Source organism: Neobacillus sp. BP17 (genome assembly GCF_059579525.1).
The window spans coordinates 3371896-3388319 of record NZ_CM184198.1; the positions used below are offsets into that span (position 1 = coordinate 3371896).

The 16424-nt window shown below is 43.4% G+C and carries 13 protein-coding genes; 1 reads left to right on the top strand and 12 read right to left on the bottom strand.

Annotation, left to right across the window (positions count from 1 at the left end):
* Positions 1-26: 26 nt before the first annotated feature.
* The 12 genes from AC4QJR_RS16290 to AC4QJR_RS16345 form a co-directional block, all read right to left on the bottom strand.
* Positions 27-1187: an acyl-CoA dehydrogenase family protein gene (locus tag AC4QJR_RS16290; protein ID WP_375375590.1), complete on the bottom strand. Its 1161-nt coding sequence runs from the start codon at positions 1185-1187 to the stop codon at positions 27-29.
* Positions 1188-1229: 42 nt separating this feature from the next.
* Positions 1230-2198 (bottom strand): hydroxymethylglutaryl-CoA lyase, encoded by a 969-nt coding sequence (locus AC4QJR_RS16295; RefSeq protein WP_496523529.1) that lies wholly within the window; start codon positions 2196-2198, stop codon positions 1230-1232.
* A gap of 11 nt (positions 2199-2209) precedes the next feature.
* On the bottom strand, positions 2210-3403 hold the full coding sequence (locus tag AC4QJR_RS16300; protein WP_496523530.1) for a CaiB/BaiF CoA transferase family protein: 1194 nt from the start codon (positions 3401-3403) through the stop codon (positions 2210-2212).
* Between the two features lie 24 nt (positions 3404-3427).
* Positions 3428-4399, bottom strand: a complete 972-nt coding sequence (locus AC4QJR_RS16305; RefSeq protein WP_496523531.1) for an electron transfer flavoprotein subunit alpha/FixB family protein — start codon at positions 4397-4399, stop codon at positions 3428-3430.
* A 56-nt stretch (positions 4400-4455) separates the two neighbouring features.
* Positions 4456-5226: an electron transfer flavoprotein subunit beta/FixA family protein gene (locus AC4QJR_RS16310; protein WP_375375586.1), complete on the bottom strand. Its 771-nt coding sequence runs from the start codon at positions 5224-5226 to the stop codon at positions 4456-4458.
* A gap of 162 nt (positions 5227-5388) precedes the next feature.
* Positions 5389-6570 (bottom strand): MFS transporter, encoded by a 1182-nt coding sequence (locus AC4QJR_RS16315; protein WP_496523532.1) that lies wholly within the window; start codon positions 6568-6570, stop codon positions 5389-5391.
* Positions 6571-6655: 85 nt separating this feature from the next.
* Positions 6656-8104, bottom strand: a complete 1449-nt coding sequence (locus AC4QJR_RS16320) for an aldehyde dehydrogenase family protein (RefSeq protein WP_496523533.1) — start codon at positions 8102-8104, stop codon at positions 6656-6658.
* Between the two features lie 45 nt (positions 8105-8149).
* Positions 8150-9655 (bottom strand): tripartite tricarboxylate transporter permease, encoded by a 1506-nt coding sequence (locus AC4QJR_RS16325; RefSeq protein WP_496523534.1) that lies wholly within the window; start codon positions 9653-9655, stop codon positions 8150-8152.
* A 12-nt stretch (positions 9656-9667) separates the two neighbouring features.
* Positions 9668-10120 (bottom strand): tripartite tricarboxylate transporter TctB family protein, encoded by a 453-nt coding sequence (locus tag AC4QJR_RS16330; RefSeq protein ID WP_375375582.1) that lies wholly within the window; start codon positions 10118-10120, stop codon positions 9668-9670.
* Between the two features lie 91 nt (positions 10121-10211).
* Positions 10212-11231, bottom strand: a complete 1020-nt coding sequence (locus AC4QJR_RS16335; RefSeq protein ID WP_496523535.1) for a tripartite tricarboxylate transporter substrate binding protein — start codon at positions 11229-11231, stop codon at positions 10212-10214.
* 111 nt (positions 11232-11342) lie between these two features.
* Positions 11343-13079, bottom strand: a complete 1737-nt coding sequence (locus AC4QJR_RS16340; RefSeq protein ID WP_496523536.1) for a thiamine pyrophosphate-requiring protein — start codon at positions 13077-13079, stop codon at positions 11343-11345.
* A 25-nt stretch (positions 13080-13104) separates the two neighbouring features.
* A complete protein-coding gene (locus AC4QJR_RS16345) occupies positions 13105-15180 on the bottom strand; it encodes a (Fe-S)-binding protein (protein WP_496523537.1) in 2076 nt (691 codons plus the stop codon).
* Positions 15181-15465: 285 nt separating this feature from the next.
* Here AC4QJR_RS16345 and AC4QJR_RS16350 point away from each other — a divergent pair, with 285 nt between their 5' ends.
* Entirely contained in the window at positions 15466-16344 is an 879-nt protein-coding gene (locus AC4QJR_RS16350; RefSeq protein WP_496523538.1) for a LysR family transcriptional regulator, read from the top strand.
* The last annotated feature ends 80 nt before the right edge of the window (positions 16345-16424 follow it).

A 16424-nucleotide genomic window follows, 5' to 3' on the forward strand; every position in this document is an offset into this window, starting at 1 on the left:
GCTCTCCTTTCCTGACTTCTTCTTACTTAATATGATCTTGGCATTTTCAATACGTGCTGACCTACATAGCTTAATATCAGATTCGAAGAGATTGGAGCTATCTTCATCATTCTTGCTTGCATCCACTTGCGGTTAATGTGATACTCGTTTGCTGCAGCATAGCCGCCGTGCGTTTGCATACATGCTTCAGCCGCATGATACGCCGCCTCAGAGCAAAGGTACTTCGCCATATTTGCTTCTGCACCAGCCTGTAGATTGTTATCGAATTTAGTTGCTGCTTTATACATAAGTGCCTCCGCAGCTTGAAGCTCCATATACGCTTGAGCAATCGGGAATTGGATGCCCTGATTTTGGCCGATAGGACGGTTAAATACAACACGCTCATTCGCATACTTGACAGCTTGGTCAATAAACCACTTCCCGTTGCCAAGAGCGGAACCAGATACAAGAATCCTTTCTGCGACCATTCCGTCCATCACGCAGTATAGCCCTCTTCCTTCTTCACCAATTAAGCATTCCTCAGGAACTTCAAGGTCGTTGAAGAACAATTGATTCGTGTCTCCGCCTAGCATAGTAGAAATTTTCGTTGATTCAATTCCGTTTCCAACTTCACGGGTATCAATCAGGAACAAGCTAATGCCGTGAGTTCTCTTTTCTACTTTGTCAAGAGGTGTTGTACGGGCCAGAAGCAGCATCAAGTCTGTGTTATTGAAGCGGGAAATAAAGATTTTTTGGCCGTTAATAATGTAACGGTCTCCCTTTTTCTCGGCAAATGTTTTAATTTTTGTTGTGTCCGTACCAGCATCCGGCTCTGTTACTGCAAAGGTCTGCAGTCTTAAGGAACCGTTTGCAATTTGCGGTAAATATTTACGCTTTTGTTCCTCACTGCCGTGTCTAAGAAGTGCACCCATTGTATACATTTGAGCGTGAACCTGGTTAGAGTTTCCCCCAGATCGGTTGACTTCTTCTAAGATAATGGCTCCTTCTGTAAACCCTAACCCTGAGCCACCATACTCTTCCGGAATTAATGCACCTAACCAGCCTGCATCGCTCATTGCTTTTACAAATTCTGTCGGATAGGTATGTTCCTCATGGGAGTGTCTCCAATAATCTAAATCAAACCGGGAACAAACCTCTCTCACGCCAGCGCGAATATCATTTTGTAGGTCAGAAAATTCAAAATCCATCTTTAATTCCTCCACGTTCTATGATTATTTTTTTCTATTAATTTATGATCCTTGTACCTGCATCCAGGATTGTGGTCTAATTCCAGGAAGAACCCCGCCCTTGGACAGATGCCCAGGAAGCTCTCGGCCCACAATTTGTTCAACCATCTTGGAGCATTCGACTAAAGCTTCTAAGTTAAGTCCGGTATCAATGCCCATTTCTTCGCACAGAAATGCGACATCCTCTGTAGAAATGTTTCCTGGTGCTCCTTTCACTGCAGCAAATGGACATCCTCCTAGTCCTGCAACCGCCGTATCGAATTCCCAAAGGCCTTCCTGTAGCGCAGCGTATACGTTTGCGAGACCCTGTCCGCGTGTATCATGCAGATGCAAATGTATATTAATTTCCGGCCATTTATCCTGAATGGCACGAACCGTTCGTTTAATCTGTTCCGGGTTGGCCCAGCCCATCGTATCAGCTAATTTGACTTTTTGAATCCGTTCTCCATAACTTTCAGCCATGGAAATGACCTTGCCCATGATGTTAAGCAAATGATCCAAATAGATGTAGCCTTCAAAGTTACAGCCAAAGGATGCCATAAATCCCATCTGTTTCACAGGAATGCCTGCTGCCTGATAGGCTTCAATCCATTCTGGCAACGCTTTCAGCATTTCACTGATCGATTTATTCATATTCCGCCTCGAAAAGGCATCACTTGCAGATAGAACAAGACTTCCGTCCAATGTAACGTTATTGGCTAACGCTCGCTCCAGCCCTTTCAAATTCAGATATGCTGCACGATAAGCCACCCCTTGCACTCTCTCAATCTTTGCTAATACTATTTCCGCATCTGCCATCTGCGGAACCCACTTCGGACTGACAAAAGATGTAACCTCTATGTTTTTGAGTCCAGTCTGGCTCAATGCATTAACGAAAGCAATCTTATCCTCTGTGGGAATCTTGCTTGCTTCCGATTGAAAGCCTTCCCTTGGCCCTACCTCATACAATTCAACGTGTTGGGGTAATGTCATAGTCTTACCTCCTAACCAACAATGCTCTTACTCTTGAGCTGCTCCAATAATTCTTTTGAATAATTTAATGAGTTAAGAATTTCATCCGTATGCTCCCCTAGCAGTGGGGGTAATGATTGAAGATTGCCTCGTTCTTCATTGATTCGGAATGGAAGATCGACCATTCTGAAATCAGAAACCCTAAAATCTTCAACTGGTTTAATCATTGCAAGCGCATTCACTTGTTCATCGCGGAGCACCCGATCCAATGTATTGATTGGACAACTTGGTACATTGTATTCCGCCATTAAGTTAACGAGGTCGTCCACTTCATATCCTAAGGTGACTTCTTCAATAATATGATGAAGCTCTTTACGGTTTAGAACCCTGGTTGAATTGGATTCAAATCGAGGATCCTCGACCAGCTCTGGCATCTCAAGCGCCGCACATAAATTTTTAAACAATCGATTGTTTCCCGCAGCGATAATCGCCCATTGGTCCCCTTTTGTTTTAAAAGCTTCATAAGGTGCAGTCGTCGCCATTCCCGTTCCCATCTTCTTCGGAAGATTTCCGGATGCCATGAACGTAGAAAGTTGTAATGTAACCCATGCAATTCCCGTTTCTAACAGACTGTTTGCTACTTTGCAGCCTTTGCCGGTTTCGTTGCGTTGATGAAGGGCACTTAGTATACCAATCAAAGACCACATGCCTGTTGCCATATCCACAATGGATACGCCGACGCGGGCTGGGTCGTCACCCTCATTTCCTGTCAAACTCATAATGCCGCTGTATGCCTGAATAAGTGGGTCGTAGCCTGGCTTGTTTTTCATTTTCCCCTTATCTCCGAACGCACTAATCGCCGCGTATATTAATGAAGGATTGATTTCGGATAATTGCTCATAGCCGAGTCCGCGAGATTCTTCGCTTCCTGGCTTCAAGCTATGGATAAAGATGTCTGCAGTCTCGCATAATTGATGGACAATTTTCTGCCCCTCTGGATGATTAAGATCCACACAAAGGCTTTTCTTATTACGATTTAACGCCAGGAAGGTGGAAGATTCCCCTCCCCATAATGGCGGATGCCAATGCCTCGTATCATCTCCATGTCCCGGACGTTCAATCTTGATGACCGTCGCTCCTAAATCGCCTAACATTTGTGAACAAAATGGGCCCGCAACGTTTTGCGTTACATCAATGACTGTAAGACCCGAAAGAATATTAGCCATGTTCGTTTCCCCTCTTTCTTTTCTTTATACTGGAACTTTATTGAACTCTTCAGTCAACATTGGAACCACTTCAAATAGGTCCCCTACAATTCCATAATCAGCCACTTTGAAAATCGGCGCTTCAGGATCCTTATTGATCGCTACGATAATTTTGGAATTAGACATCCCAGCCAAATGCTGCACCGCGCCGGAAATGCCGCATGCAATATATAAATCAGGTGTTACCACTTTCCCGGTTTGACCTACCTGCATTGAGTAATCACAGTATCCTGCATCACAAGCTGCACGGGACGCACCAACAGCCGCTCCCAGAGCTTTTGCTAATTCATGAATCGGGTTGAAGCCTTCTGCACTTTTCACTCCCCGGCCACCCGAAACAATAATTTTAGCCTCTGTCAAATCAATGGTGCCTGCTGTCTTTCTTACGACATCTTTAATGACCGTGCGAATATCGGTAATGGCTGCTTTATGTTCGATTGTTTCTGCCGTGCGCCCCATATCTGGTTCGCCTTTGTCGATATTATTAGAACGAATGGTGGCAAAAATTGTTCCATTAGTGATTTTTTTCTTTTGAAACGCTTTTCCTGCGTAAATCGGGCGAACAAAGACCACTTCATCCCCTTGAACGTTAACCTCGGTACAATCAGATACTAATCCAAGCCCCAAACGAGCTGCTGCCCGTGGTGCCAAATCACGCCCCATAGCAGTATGACCGAGTAATACGGCGTCAGGCTTTACGATATTAAATACTTCAGTGAACGCTTGCGTGTAAGCATCAATTGAAAAATCATTCAATTCCTCGTTTGTAACCAAGTAGACTTGAGCCGCACCATAATGCCCCAGCTGCTCCGCATCTCCGTTATCCCCTTGCCCGAACAATACCGCCGTGACTTTTCCACCGTCCGCTATTTTTTTGGCAGCAGCAAGCGCTTCAAAAGAAACATTTCTCAAATTACCATTGCGTTTTTCAGCAACAACTAATACATCTTTACTCATCGATGCCCTTCCCCCTTAAATGATTAAGATTCAAAAAAGTTTACTATCTATTGAGATTATTGCACTACCTTCGCTTCAAAGCGCAGCGATTCTACGAGCTCAGAGACCTGTTCGGGCAGTTCCCCTTGTAGAATTTTTCCTGCTGTTTTTTCGAGCGGCAAATATTGTTCTGATACTTCTGTTTTCGAAAGAATTTCCTCAATATTCAGACTCAGGTCAGCGGCTTTAATCCGTTCTATCGGTTTTTTCTTTGCTTTCATGATTCCCGGAAGTGACGGATAACGTGGTTCATTTAAACCCTGTTGGGCAGTGAGCAGTACAGGTGTAGCGGCTTCAATAATTTCGATATCTCCTTCTACGTCTTTTTCTACTCTTACTTTACCGTCTTCGACTTCAAGATTTGTAATGGTAGAGATATGAACGATTCCTAACTCTTCCGCTAAGCGTGGTCCAACCTGAGCTGCTCCGTCATCAACCGCCATATATCCGCCTAAAATCAAATCATAACTATCTCTTTTCGCAACAATAGCTAATACTTTGGAAATCATATATTCATCACCGAAAATAGATTCATCATCGACAATGATCGCCTTATCAGCTCCCATTGCCAAAGCCGTACGGAGTGCAGCCTCAGCACGTGGCGGGCCAACAGTCACAACCGTTACTTCTCCACCGAGTTTTTCCTTAATCGCCACCGCTTCTTCGACAGCGTATTCATCATAAGGATTAATGACGAATTTAACTCCTTCCTCACTTACTTTCCCATTCTTAAGTACAATTTTCTCTTCTGTGTCAAATGTTTGTTTGAGCAACACCAAAGTTTTCATATAAACCTCCTGAAAGTAAAATAATCATTTTTGGTTCCAAAAATTATTTTTGAATAATCTGTATATTTAAAATTTAACACAAGAAAACACATATTACTAATATCTATTAAATAGACTTACCATATGATTTAAATATGGAAACAGAGGAATTCTTCTAAGAAATTACAAATGCTTTTGCTGATTCTTGGTCGTTTTAACATAAACAGGTAAGGGACGTGTGACATATCCAAAGGCCATAAGAACGAGACCGCTGCCCCAAAATATAGCTGAGACCCCAATCAAACCGCCAATTCCTCCAAAGATGACCGGAATGGCAAATTGGGAAACACGATTAATCATCATCTGGACTCCTAATACTTCTCCACGGCGGTCGGGTGAGGATTCCTCTAATAACGCGGCAGTGCTAAGCGGCTGCGCCAGGCCTAGACCAGCTCCTAAAATACCAACCAACCCAAATAACAAAACGATCCAAGGGGAGAACGGGATAACTAGATAAATGATACCAGTAACGAAAAGAGACCACGTAAGTATCCTCATGCGGCCAAAAGAGCGAACGAGAGTCGTTTGGGTAAATCGAATAACCAGCATGGCCAGACCGAGGAAGGAGAGGAGAAGTCCTGTCAGAGTTGGACTGATGCCCATATTGTCGGCAAGCAATGGAAAGTACACGCTAAATAGTTCTCTATAGGAAAAGATCAATCCCCCAATAAGAATCGCATTGCGCATGTCACGGTTTCGAATGAGGGTCCAAATCGATTCGCTTCCCTGCAAATTTGCTTTTTCGTTCTCATCCGTTTTTTGCATGCTCTCTCCATCTAAATTCCTCATACCCATCTCACTGCACAATGCAATGGCAATGAGCAACATATTAAAAATGATACAAATATCGTACCCATAGTGATCATAAAGAACGGAACTAATAATTGGGCCAATCATTGCGCCAACTGAACCAAACAGACTGTAGTTGGCCACCATCCGATCGATGTCACCTCCTAAGCTGCCAATTCTCTTCTGCAAGGCGAGCATCAGGCAGGTTGAAGCAATACCAACCATAGCTAGCTGGAGTAAAAAAATGAAAAAGGATGGGAATATGATAGTTAACAATAAGGAAATCAAATACATGGCATGCCCGATAATTACCATGGGACGTGTCCCTAAATGATCAACCCATTTGCCAATATGCATGGCCAAAAGGGCCGGACAGATAGCAGAACTAGCAATAATTATGCTGATTTCTTGAGGTGAAAGACCTAAGGAATAGGAGTATAAAGAAACAACAGGTTTAATTCCTGTAATCGTAGTGATAAGAATCGTATTCATCAGAATAATAATGTAATAATTCAATAGATTCACCGCCAAGATAGAGGTGCAAGGACCTCAAAATGGTAAATAAAAAAAGGACTCCCCAAATTTGGAGAGCTTTTTTAAACTAGCAAACATTATTTTTTTTATGGAAATTAATCCCATGGTATTCAATAAATTCATCAAAAACTTCGATGGATTTTTCTCTTCCAATTCCACTTTGCTTGACCCCGCCAAACGGGATGTATTTTGAACCTAAAAGTGTCTGTCCATGTCCATTTATGAAGGTCATACCCGCTTCTATTTGATTGGCAACGCTCAATGCACGATCAAAATCCGAAGACCATATGGAAGACCCCAAACCAAATTCAGAATTGTTGGCCATCTGAATAACCTCTTCTTCCGTATGATAGGGAATCAGCGGAAGCACTGGACCAAATTGTTCACAGGTAACAATCTCGGCGTTTGGATCAACATCTCGAACAACAACTGGTTGAAGATAGTATCCATTATCCCAATTTTCAGGTTCCAGCACCTTCCCTAACTTGACTAAGTTAGCCCCACTTTCCTCGAGTCTATCGATTAGTTCACTAATCCTTTGATATTGAAGTTGGTTGTTAATAGGGCCCATTGTGGTCTCTTCATTCAATTGATACCCAATTTTATAGGAATCTGATAATTCACAAACTTTTTCATAGAACTCTTCATACATACTATAAGGAACGTAAACTCGCTTAATCGCAAAGCAGAATTGCCCCGTTCTTCGGAATGCCCCTTCGACGATTTTAGGAGCGACTTCATTCAGATCGGCGTCGTCTAGTACAATGGCCGGATCGTTACCGCCTAATTCAAAGTGAACCCCTTTGAGTGTTTCAGCAGCCGATTTCATGATCGTCACGGCGGTATTCCCTCCCCCAGTAAAGGAAATTTTACGAACAAGCGGATGAGAGGTTAGAGCACTTCCTACATCGCCTCCTCCAAGAACAACATTAATTACACCTGGAGGGAAAAATTCCGCCATGGTTCTTAATAACGTTACTACGCCCATTGAAGCAGTTGGAGACGGCTTGACAACAATTGGATTGCCTGCAAGGAGGATGGGCGTTATTTTTTGTAAGGTCAGAATGATAGGGGCATTCCACGGAACGATACAAGCAATCACACCCATCGGCCTCTTCACTATGCTTACCCAACCGCCTTCATCCTCTATGATTCTCTTTTGAAAGGCAGAAGGCGCCATTTCTATCATATTTCTCATATCCATCAACCCTAACTTGACCTCATCAACGGTCCTGCCAAGCAGGATGCCGTTTTCTTTAGCCGTCACACTGGCGATGAAAAACGCATTTCTCTCAATTTCTTCCGCAGATTTCAATAGGATTGACATTCTTTCTTCAAGTGAAGTTTGGCTCCAGGATTGGAAGGCTCGATGCCCAGACTGCACAGCTGCATCAATATGGTTTGCATCTCCTCTCGCGATATAACCAACTACTTCACTTAATCTGCCTGGGTCCTTCACTTCATCATAATGTTCTGTTGTCACATCCTCATTGTTGATAAACAAGTTCACCTTCATATGCAATCACCCCCGTTATGTCCATTTCTTTCATTCACTCCTATATTACATTTCAACATCGTCTGCCAGATTCCCACGCTTATTTTTTACTCCGCTATAGACGCTAATGGCAAATATAATGAGGGCAATACCCATGATAACGGCTGAAATCGGCTCCGTAAAAAAGATAAGAAACCCTTCGGTTGAAATAGATAAGGATTGCAGCATTGAAGTCTCCAATTGTGACCCCAATATAAAAGTTACAATCATCGCGGACATAGGGATATCCAATTTTTTCATGATATAACCAATAACCCCAAACATCAGCATCATCCCAACATCCCAAAGGCTGCCATTTAGACTGTAGGTTCCAACCAAGATGACCATCAGGATAATTGGAAACAATAATTTATATGGTATCATCGCAATTTTGGCCCACATACCAACTAAAGGCATGTTCATGATAAGTAATAAAACATTCCCAATAAACATACTGGCAATCAAGCCCCAAACAAAGTCCGGATTTTTCGTAAACAGGGCTGGCCCAGGCGTTAAACCGTGCATAATGAATGCTCCTAAAATGACCGCCATAGTCGGCGAGCTAGGCAGACCTAAGGAAAATAATGGAATCAAGGCCGCGCCGCTGTGAGCGTTATTAGCCGTTTCAGGGCCGGCTACTCCCTCGATCGCTCCCTTTCCAAAGCGCGATGGATCCTTTGCAGCCTTTTTTTCTACAATGTAGGAAAAGGTTGACGCGATAATGGAATTTGCACCTGGGATGACTCCGAGAAGCATTCCGATGCCAGTTCCCCTTCCGATAGATTTTAAAGTTGCTCCCCATTCATCCCGCCTAGGAAGAAGTCCTTTGACCTTTTCTGGTTTGGTAACTTTCGCTGGGTTTTCCGCATTCAGCAAAATTTCAGAAATTCCAAACAGACCCATGGCCATGACTGCAAAATCAATTCCATCCATCAACTCGATGGAGCCAAATGTGAAACGGAATTCTCCGGTGACCATGTCTTGTCCTACCATGGCCAGCAATAAACCAAGGAATGCAGCAATTAATCCCCTGACCAAAGACTTTCCCATCAATGCCACAATCATCAGCATGCCAAGCAGCATAATTGCAAAGAACTCCGGAGGACCAAACTTCAAAGCAAATTTAGACAGAACAGGACCCACAAATGTAAGTGCTGTTACTGCAACTATCCCACCGATAAACGAACCAATTGCTGACACCCCAAGAGCTACACCCGCACGCCCCTTTTTCGTCATCTCGTACCCGTCGATACATGTAATGACCGATGCCGCCTCACCTGGCACGTTCACTAATACAGAGGTAATCGTTCCACCATACATCGAACCATAAAAGATTCCGGAAAGCATAATAATAGCAGAGACTGGCTCCATCCCGAAAGTAAGGGGAATAAGTAAAGTAGTTCCAGATACTGGACCAAGTCCAGGGAGTACACCGATGACCATCCCAAGCATTACTCCAATAAGGCAGTAGAGAAGATTTGACCAGCTCATAGCCGTTTCAAATCCATGCAAAAGCAATAACAATGAATCCATTTATCTGTCCCCCTAAAATAGTATCCCGCCTAAAGGTAAGTACACCTTTAAGATTGTATTAAACAACCAGTAAATGAATACTGTTATTCCCACAGACATCAATAAGGTGGTGTACCATTTATACTCTTTATAGAACAACATAGCCAAAAAAATAACACCCGCAAGTAGGAATCCGAATAATGAAAAGATTATTACGAAAAGGACCAAACTGATAACGATAAATAAAATATGTTTGAGAGAACGTCCAGTTGGCCATGATTCACTGCTTGCATTTTTCCCTTTCACGCTATCATACATATACCAAATCGCGAGTGCCATCAGGATAGCGCTCAACCAAGTAGGAAAAAAACCCGGTCCCGGTCCAAGAGCACTAGAATAGGAATACTGTAAGGACAGTACAAACAAGAAAAGAGCTAGAAGGAAAATGACTGCACCAGCCCATATCCCTGACTTGTAATTACTCATGATTGAAATTATCCCCTTCCATGAACAAATTGAAAATGGTGGGAATTCAGGAGTCAACCTGAAAACCCACGGATGTTTCAATAACGTGGTCTTATTTGATTAGTCCGAGTTCTTTCAACATTTTGCCAAATCTTACATTCTCTCCATCTACCTCTTTTTGGACAACCTCAGGACTGCCATATTGAGTCTGTAAAGAGGCATGCTCGAACTCTTTTAACACTTCAGGATCTTCCATTGTTTTCTTAACCGCTTCTTCTAGCATCGTAATGATTTCCTTTGGCACACCCTTCGGTGCGAAAAGCGAGGTATTGCTATCGATTGCAATATCGAAGCCTTTATCTTTCAACAAAGGAATATCTGGAAAATATGGAACAGGTACACTTGCGGCATTAAATATTGCGCGGAGCTCTCCAGATTCAATAAGCGCTTTGGCATCGCTCGGCTGTACCATAGCACCTTGAACATGACCGCCTAGAACTCCTGTGATTGCTGGAGGCGTTCCTTCAAATGATACCGCCTTGGCCTCAAGATGTGCCATCTTTTCAAGTTCTGCCATCGGAAGATGAGCCCCTGAACCAATCCCCCCGGCTACACCATATGAAAATTTACCAGGATTCTTCTTCACATAATCAAGCCATTCTTCAAACGTTTTCCAAGGTGCATCTGCTTTCACAATCATGATTTGCTGGTTTCCGAATACTTTTGAGATAGGTTGAAAACTGTCATATGAGTATTTCACATTTCCATACAAAGGCTGCATGGAAATAGCACGGTGAGTAGACATTGCAATGGTGTATCCATCAGGCTTGGAGTTAAACAAATCTGTGATCGCAATCGAGCCGCTGCCGCCTGGTTTATTCACTATCACTAGCTGAGCATCTGGCAAATATTTAGGAAGGTATTTTTCCAGGATTCGGGCACCAATGTCTGTAGAGCCGCCCGCAGCAAATGGCACGAGTACTTCAATCGGTCTTTTAGGATAATCGATTTTGGTTTGTTTTTCATTATTGGCTGCCGTCACTGCATTCGAACCCGTTGATTTGGAAGAGTCAGAACAACCTGCCAGTACAATAAGTAAAGCTGACAAAAAAAGCATAACGAATTTTTTCATTTTTCAACCTTCCCCCTACTTAAAAATTTCACAGCTTTCATAGTTTAAAAAAAGCACGTGGTTAACCGTTCATCACCTCCCAATGAAATCAAACTCTCAGAAAAACTCAAATTAATAATCTTTCTGATTCGATATTTTGGCCAGGCGGACATCCACCACAGCTGATTTCCCGTTTTTCACTTCATTCATGGCCAGCTGTAATACTTCAAGTAACTCCCTCGGATCTGTCACCATCCTCGCGTATGCCCCACCTGCCGCTTCAGCTATTTTTGCTAGATCGGCAGATTGATCAAAATTCACCCAGTAACTGTCTGTTTTTTTGGCTATACCATCCGGATACCGTTTTAATAGATTCTGCTTCGTTGCATTCCAGCCTTCATTGTTGTAAATGACGGTTAAAAATGGAGCTTGATATCTGCGCGACATCCAGTGAACGGATGACGGAACGCTGAATAAGTATGAACCGTCACCGGTTAAGGTCACTACCGTTTTCGTTGGATCTGCAAGCTTCATTCCAATGGCTGCGCCGCCATTCCACCCCAAGGAAGTACCGCCGCTTGAAAACATGGTTCCTTCCTTGGAGCGCGGCAAATGTTTGGCTACCGTCATGGTATTCGTAATCGTCTCATCTAATATGATTGTCTCTTCGTCCACCACTTCTCTTAAACAAGCAGTAAGCCATTCTGGCGAAATTGTATTTCCTTCTATCTGTGTTTCCTGCTTCCAAGCTACACGTTGCTCATCATGATGCTTCGCTAAACGAAAATAACGCTCTTGTACTTGCTCCTCATTAATATCCAGCTGGGCTAGAGCGCCATTTAATTGAAGTAAGGAGGCATATGCATCGGCACGATAATTTTTCATCGCGGGAATGTGCCATAATGGCATTTCTTCCTTGATTGGATCTAAATCAATGTAGTAGACTTTGCAATCACCCTTTGGTTGAACCTGTGTAGTCACCCAAGGGACATCTGTATCAATGGCGATAATGACGTCCGCTTCGGGAATAAGTGGGTTCGGATCATACCCAAGATGCAGTGGGTGATCCCTCGGGAAATTTACGTAAGTAGGAATTTGCTCGACTACAGGTATCGCAAGTCTTTCACAAAACTCAACCAGTTGCGGGACCGACTTCGTCATTCTGCCTAAATAGGAAGTAATCACCAATGGATTTCGAGCTTCTAATAAAGCCCTTACAATTTCGTCAAGTCCCCATATAGGGATAGAGGACGGTTCAATTGGCGCCCATTCCCCCCAAGAATCCGGCAGCCTCTCCACATTTTCCTCTAGAACTTCTCTTGCACCGGTCAAATAAACGGGGCCAGCCGGATCGCTTTTAGCCATCTGCATCGACCGGTAAATGAGCTGTTTAACGTTCTTTCCCGTTCTGATATCTGATTCCCATTTGACATAGGACCTGAGGATTCCTCGTTGATCGTATACATTTTGCAGGTAATTCACATAGGAATTGCGGCTGCCAGGAAGCTCTCCGTCCATAGTAATCGGTGTTTCTCCTGCGAAAATGAACACTGGAACGCGAGCTCGGAATACATTATGAACAGCACCTCCCAGATTTTGAGTCCCCACATCCGTATGAATGATCACGCCCTGCGCCTGGCCGGACAGCATCGCATACCCTTGAGCCGCGGATAAAGCGACACTTTCGTGCGGACAAATGATAGCCTTGGGAAGTTCCTTCCCTTCCTCCTTGGCCTTTGCCAAGGCTTCAATCATCGAAGGATGATCGCTGCCCAGATTGCAAAACAAGTAGGAAATGCCAACTTCCTGAAGCGCTTCCATTAAAGCGTCAGCCGTCGTATACCTATCAAACTTTTGTGTAACGTTCATGATTTAATCTCCTTTTGTATCTTTTTTAAAACTCCACCGACATCTCAATGATTTCAGCAATATCCAGCGTTTGCACCTGTTCCTCAACTTCCTTGGCCTTTGTGCCATCGGAAAGCATCGTTAAACAATATGGGCAATTGCTGCCGATGACCGTCGGATTCGTTTGAAGCGCCATTTCCGTGCGAGCTATATTCACCCGGGTCCCTTCGCGCTCTTCCATCCACATCCTTCCTCCTCCAGCACCGCAGCAGAGTGCATTTTCCCGGTTTCGTTCCATCTCGAGCAGCTCAATTCCCGGGATTGCACGGAGGATATCCCTTGGAGAATCATAGATATCATTGTAGCGTCCGATGTAACAAGAGTCATGATAGGCCACTTTCTCTTCAATCTTCTTAGTTGGCTTGAGCTTTCCTTCCTTCAATAAATCAGCCAGAAGTTGGGTATGGTGAACGACTTCCGCTTCCAGCCCAAATTCCGGGTACTCATTTTTGAAGGTGTTAAATGCATGGGGATCGGTCGTCACGATTTTGCGCACGCCGTACGTCTGGAACGTCTCAATGTTTTGAGAGCATAAGTCCTGGAATAAGTACTCATTCCCCATCCGGCGTGACGTGTCCCCGGAGTTTTTCTCTTCATTGCCGAGAATCGCAAAATTCACACCTGCTTTGTGCATCAAACGAGCAAAGGATCGGGCAATCCTCTGGCTGCGGATGTCGAACGAGCCCATCGAACCAACCCAGAATAAAACATCGAATTCACTAGTCTCATCAACAGTTTTGATAATATCCTCCATACCTTCCCGCCATTTGATGCGTTGATTGCGGTTCGTACCCCAAGGATTTCCTTGTCTCTCGATATTATTGAAGTAGCGTGAAGCCTCAGCCGGCATCTCCCCTTGTGTCATGACCAAAAATCTTCGCATATCGATAATTTTATCCACATGTTCATTCATCACCGGACATTGATCCTCACAATTTCGGCAGGTTGTACAGGCCCACAATTCTTCTTCCGAGATGACATCCCCAATCAGGTTTGGCATTTCTATAGTAGCCGCCACCTCGGAATTTACATCCGCTCTTGCTAGTAGAGCAAATTGATTGGCCCTCGCATCTTTAAAAGCAAAAGCTGGTACCCAAGGCGTACGCGATGTGATTGAAGCCCCCTTTTCCGTCAGGTGGTTTCGCATTTTCAATATGAGTTCCATTGGTGAAAGGGTCTTACCTGTACCGGAAGCAGGACACATATTTGTACATCGTCCGCATTCAGCACAGGCGTACAGATCAATTAGCTGCTGTTGGGTAAAATTCTCGATTTTTCCAACGCCGAATTCCTCAGCCTCTTCATCCTCAAAATCAATCTTTCTCAATCTTCCAACAGGTCCGACTTTCTTGAAAAATAAGTTGAACAACGCGAATAGTTCATGGGCTTGCTTAGATTGCGGGACGAACACCATGAAGGACAACACTGTCAGCAGGTGCACCCACCAAAATACGTAGAATAATACTGTTCCTGCTGTCGTACCAATCCCGGAGAATACTGTCGCAACCACTCCGGAAAATGGAGCATAGACGAAATCCGGTTCATGCCCTAGCATCACGGTTTCAAACCCCAGCGTCAGCAGGATGGACACAGTCAGCGTCGTTAGAGCAATGATAACCACAGCAGCTTTAACATCTCTCCTAAATTGCAAGCGCTTTAATTTTTCTATATAACGACGGTAAAAAGCATATGCCACACCGCAGAGCATGAGGAAGGTTGTCCATTCCTGCATGAAACTGAAATATTTATGCGCTGCACCGAAAGGGAATTCGAACCCATTGATAAATCCCTTGATGATGATTTCGATAAGCCCTATTTGGATGATGAAAAAACCATAGAACAAGATAAAATGCATCAGACCGCTTTTCTTGTCTTTAAACAATTTTCTTTGACCAAACCCATTGACTAACACGCTATTCAATCGTTCTTTGAGGTTCAGTTCAAAAGTAGGTTTCTTACCGAGCTTTACAAACAAATAACGACTGTATACGATTTGGAAAAATAAATACAACGCATATCCTGTCACCGCTAGAACAGCTGCAAAATTTAAATATACTAGCACCAATGCACTCCCTTTCCATACTCTCTCTGTTGCTTCCACCAACCGTATTCTTTACACTTAGGATTGAATGGGGCATTGTTTCCTTAACTAATTCTTGCATTTGCAACCATGCGCACGGTCTTTTGCTAGAAGATCTCCAGCTATTGTTGTTAGGAAACATCTTCTGTTTTGATTATTCTAAAAATTCTCTATCTTTACGTTTATAGTAGCATCCGTTATACTATACTTCAAATATCTATTTAGTAGATTTGCGATACGATTAAAATATGGATAGGTGGTCAACAGATGGATATACGCCAACTACGTTACTTTGTGACAGTAGCAAATGAAGGTCAAATTACACGTGCGGCAAAAAAATTGAATATGGCACAACCACCCTTAAGCCAACAGTTAAAGATAATTGAAGAACAGGTAGGGACCGCTTTGTTTTTCCGGAACAGTAGAAGCGTCGAATTAACGGAGGCTGGATTGTTACTCTACCAACGTGCGGTAAGTATCCTCCAACAAATTGATGACACTTTAATCGAAGTGAAAGAAACGGGAGATGGACTAAGGGGACAACTCTCAATTGGAACTGCGAAGACATGCGCCGTGACATATTTACCGGAAAGAATTCAAACTTTCCTTAATAAATATCCACTCGTTACATTTCGCATACTGGACGGTCATCCCTTTCAAGTCGTTAAATTGGTAGAAGAGAGGCTAGTAGAACTAGCTGTAGTTCGTTTTGTATCAGACCTACATTTAGATTATGGAACAAGGACGTTACAAATAGAGTCTTATGTATTATTCGTTCCAAGTAAATGGGAGTGGGATTCATCCAGAACATCTATACATATGAAAGATCTTGAAGACATTCCACTCGTCATGGTCGTCCGTGAAAACAAGTATGGGCCATATAGCGCCATCCATGATACCTGTATAAAACAAGGGATCAAATTGAACATCGTCTGCGAATGTCACGACGCTGCCATAATATTTTCTTTTGTCGCTGCCGGGATGGGAGCGGCTGTCCTGCCAAAATCAACTCTTTCCATACACCAGTCAAATGATGTTAAAATTGTCGAAATAGTGGATTGTCCTCTGCATAATAAAACCACTCTTATTTGGGACCAAAAGCGACCACTATCGAAAGTTGCTCAGCGATTTATGGAGACGTTTTGATAGAGCTAGCTCTATCTCAAAACCATAGTTTTTGAGATAAAAAAAAAGAGGTGATTTCGCCTCTTTTTCTTGTGGTATTT

Excerpts from the sequence above, each read along its gene's own strand:
- AC4QJR_RS16290 (WP_375375590.1), bottom strand. The coding sequence starts at position 1,187 with ATGGATTTTGAATTTTCTGACCTACAAAATGATATTCGCGCTGGCGTG.
- AC4QJR_RS16295 (WP_496523529.1), bottom strand. The coding sequence starts at position 2,198 with ATGACATTACCCCAACACGTTGAATTGTATGAGGTAGGGCCAAGGGAA.
- AC4QJR_RS16300 (WP_496523530.1), bottom strand. The coding sequence starts at position 3,403 with ATGGCTAATATTCTTTCGGGTCTTACAGTCATTGATGTAACGCAAAAC.
- AC4QJR_RS16305 (WP_496523531.1), bottom strand. The coding sequence starts at position 4,399 with ATGAGTAAAGATGTATTAGTTGTTGCTGAAAAACGCAATGGTAATTTG.
- AC4QJR_RS16310 (WP_375375586.1), bottom strand. The coding sequence starts at position 5,226 with ATGAAAACTTTGGTGTTGCTCAAACAAACATTTGACACAGAAGAGAAA.
- AC4QJR_RS16320 (WP_496523533.1), bottom strand. The coding sequence starts at position 8,104 with ATGAAGGTGAACTTGTTTATCAACAATGAGGATGTGACAACAGAACAT.
- AC4QJR_RS16325 (WP_496523534.1), bottom strand. The coding sequence starts at position 9,655 with ATGGATTCATTGTTATTGCTTTTGCATGGATTTGAAACGGCTATGAGC.
- AC4QJR_RS16330 (WP_375375582.1), bottom strand. The coding sequence starts at position 10,120 with ATGAGTAATTACAAGTCAGGGATATGGGCTGGTGCAGTCATTTTCCTT.
- AC4QJR_RS16335 (WP_496523535.1), bottom strand. The coding sequence starts at position 11,231 with ATGAAAAAATTCGTTATGCTTTTTTTGTCAGCTTTACTTATTGTACTG.
- AC4QJR_RS16340 (WP_496523536.1), bottom strand. The coding sequence starts at position 13,079 with ATGAACGTTACACAAAAGTTTGATAGGTATACGACGGCTGACGCTTTA.
- AC4QJR_RS16350 (WP_496523538.1), top strand. The coding sequence starts at position 15,466 with ATGGATATACGCCAACTACGTTACTTTGTGACAGTAGCAAATGAAGGT.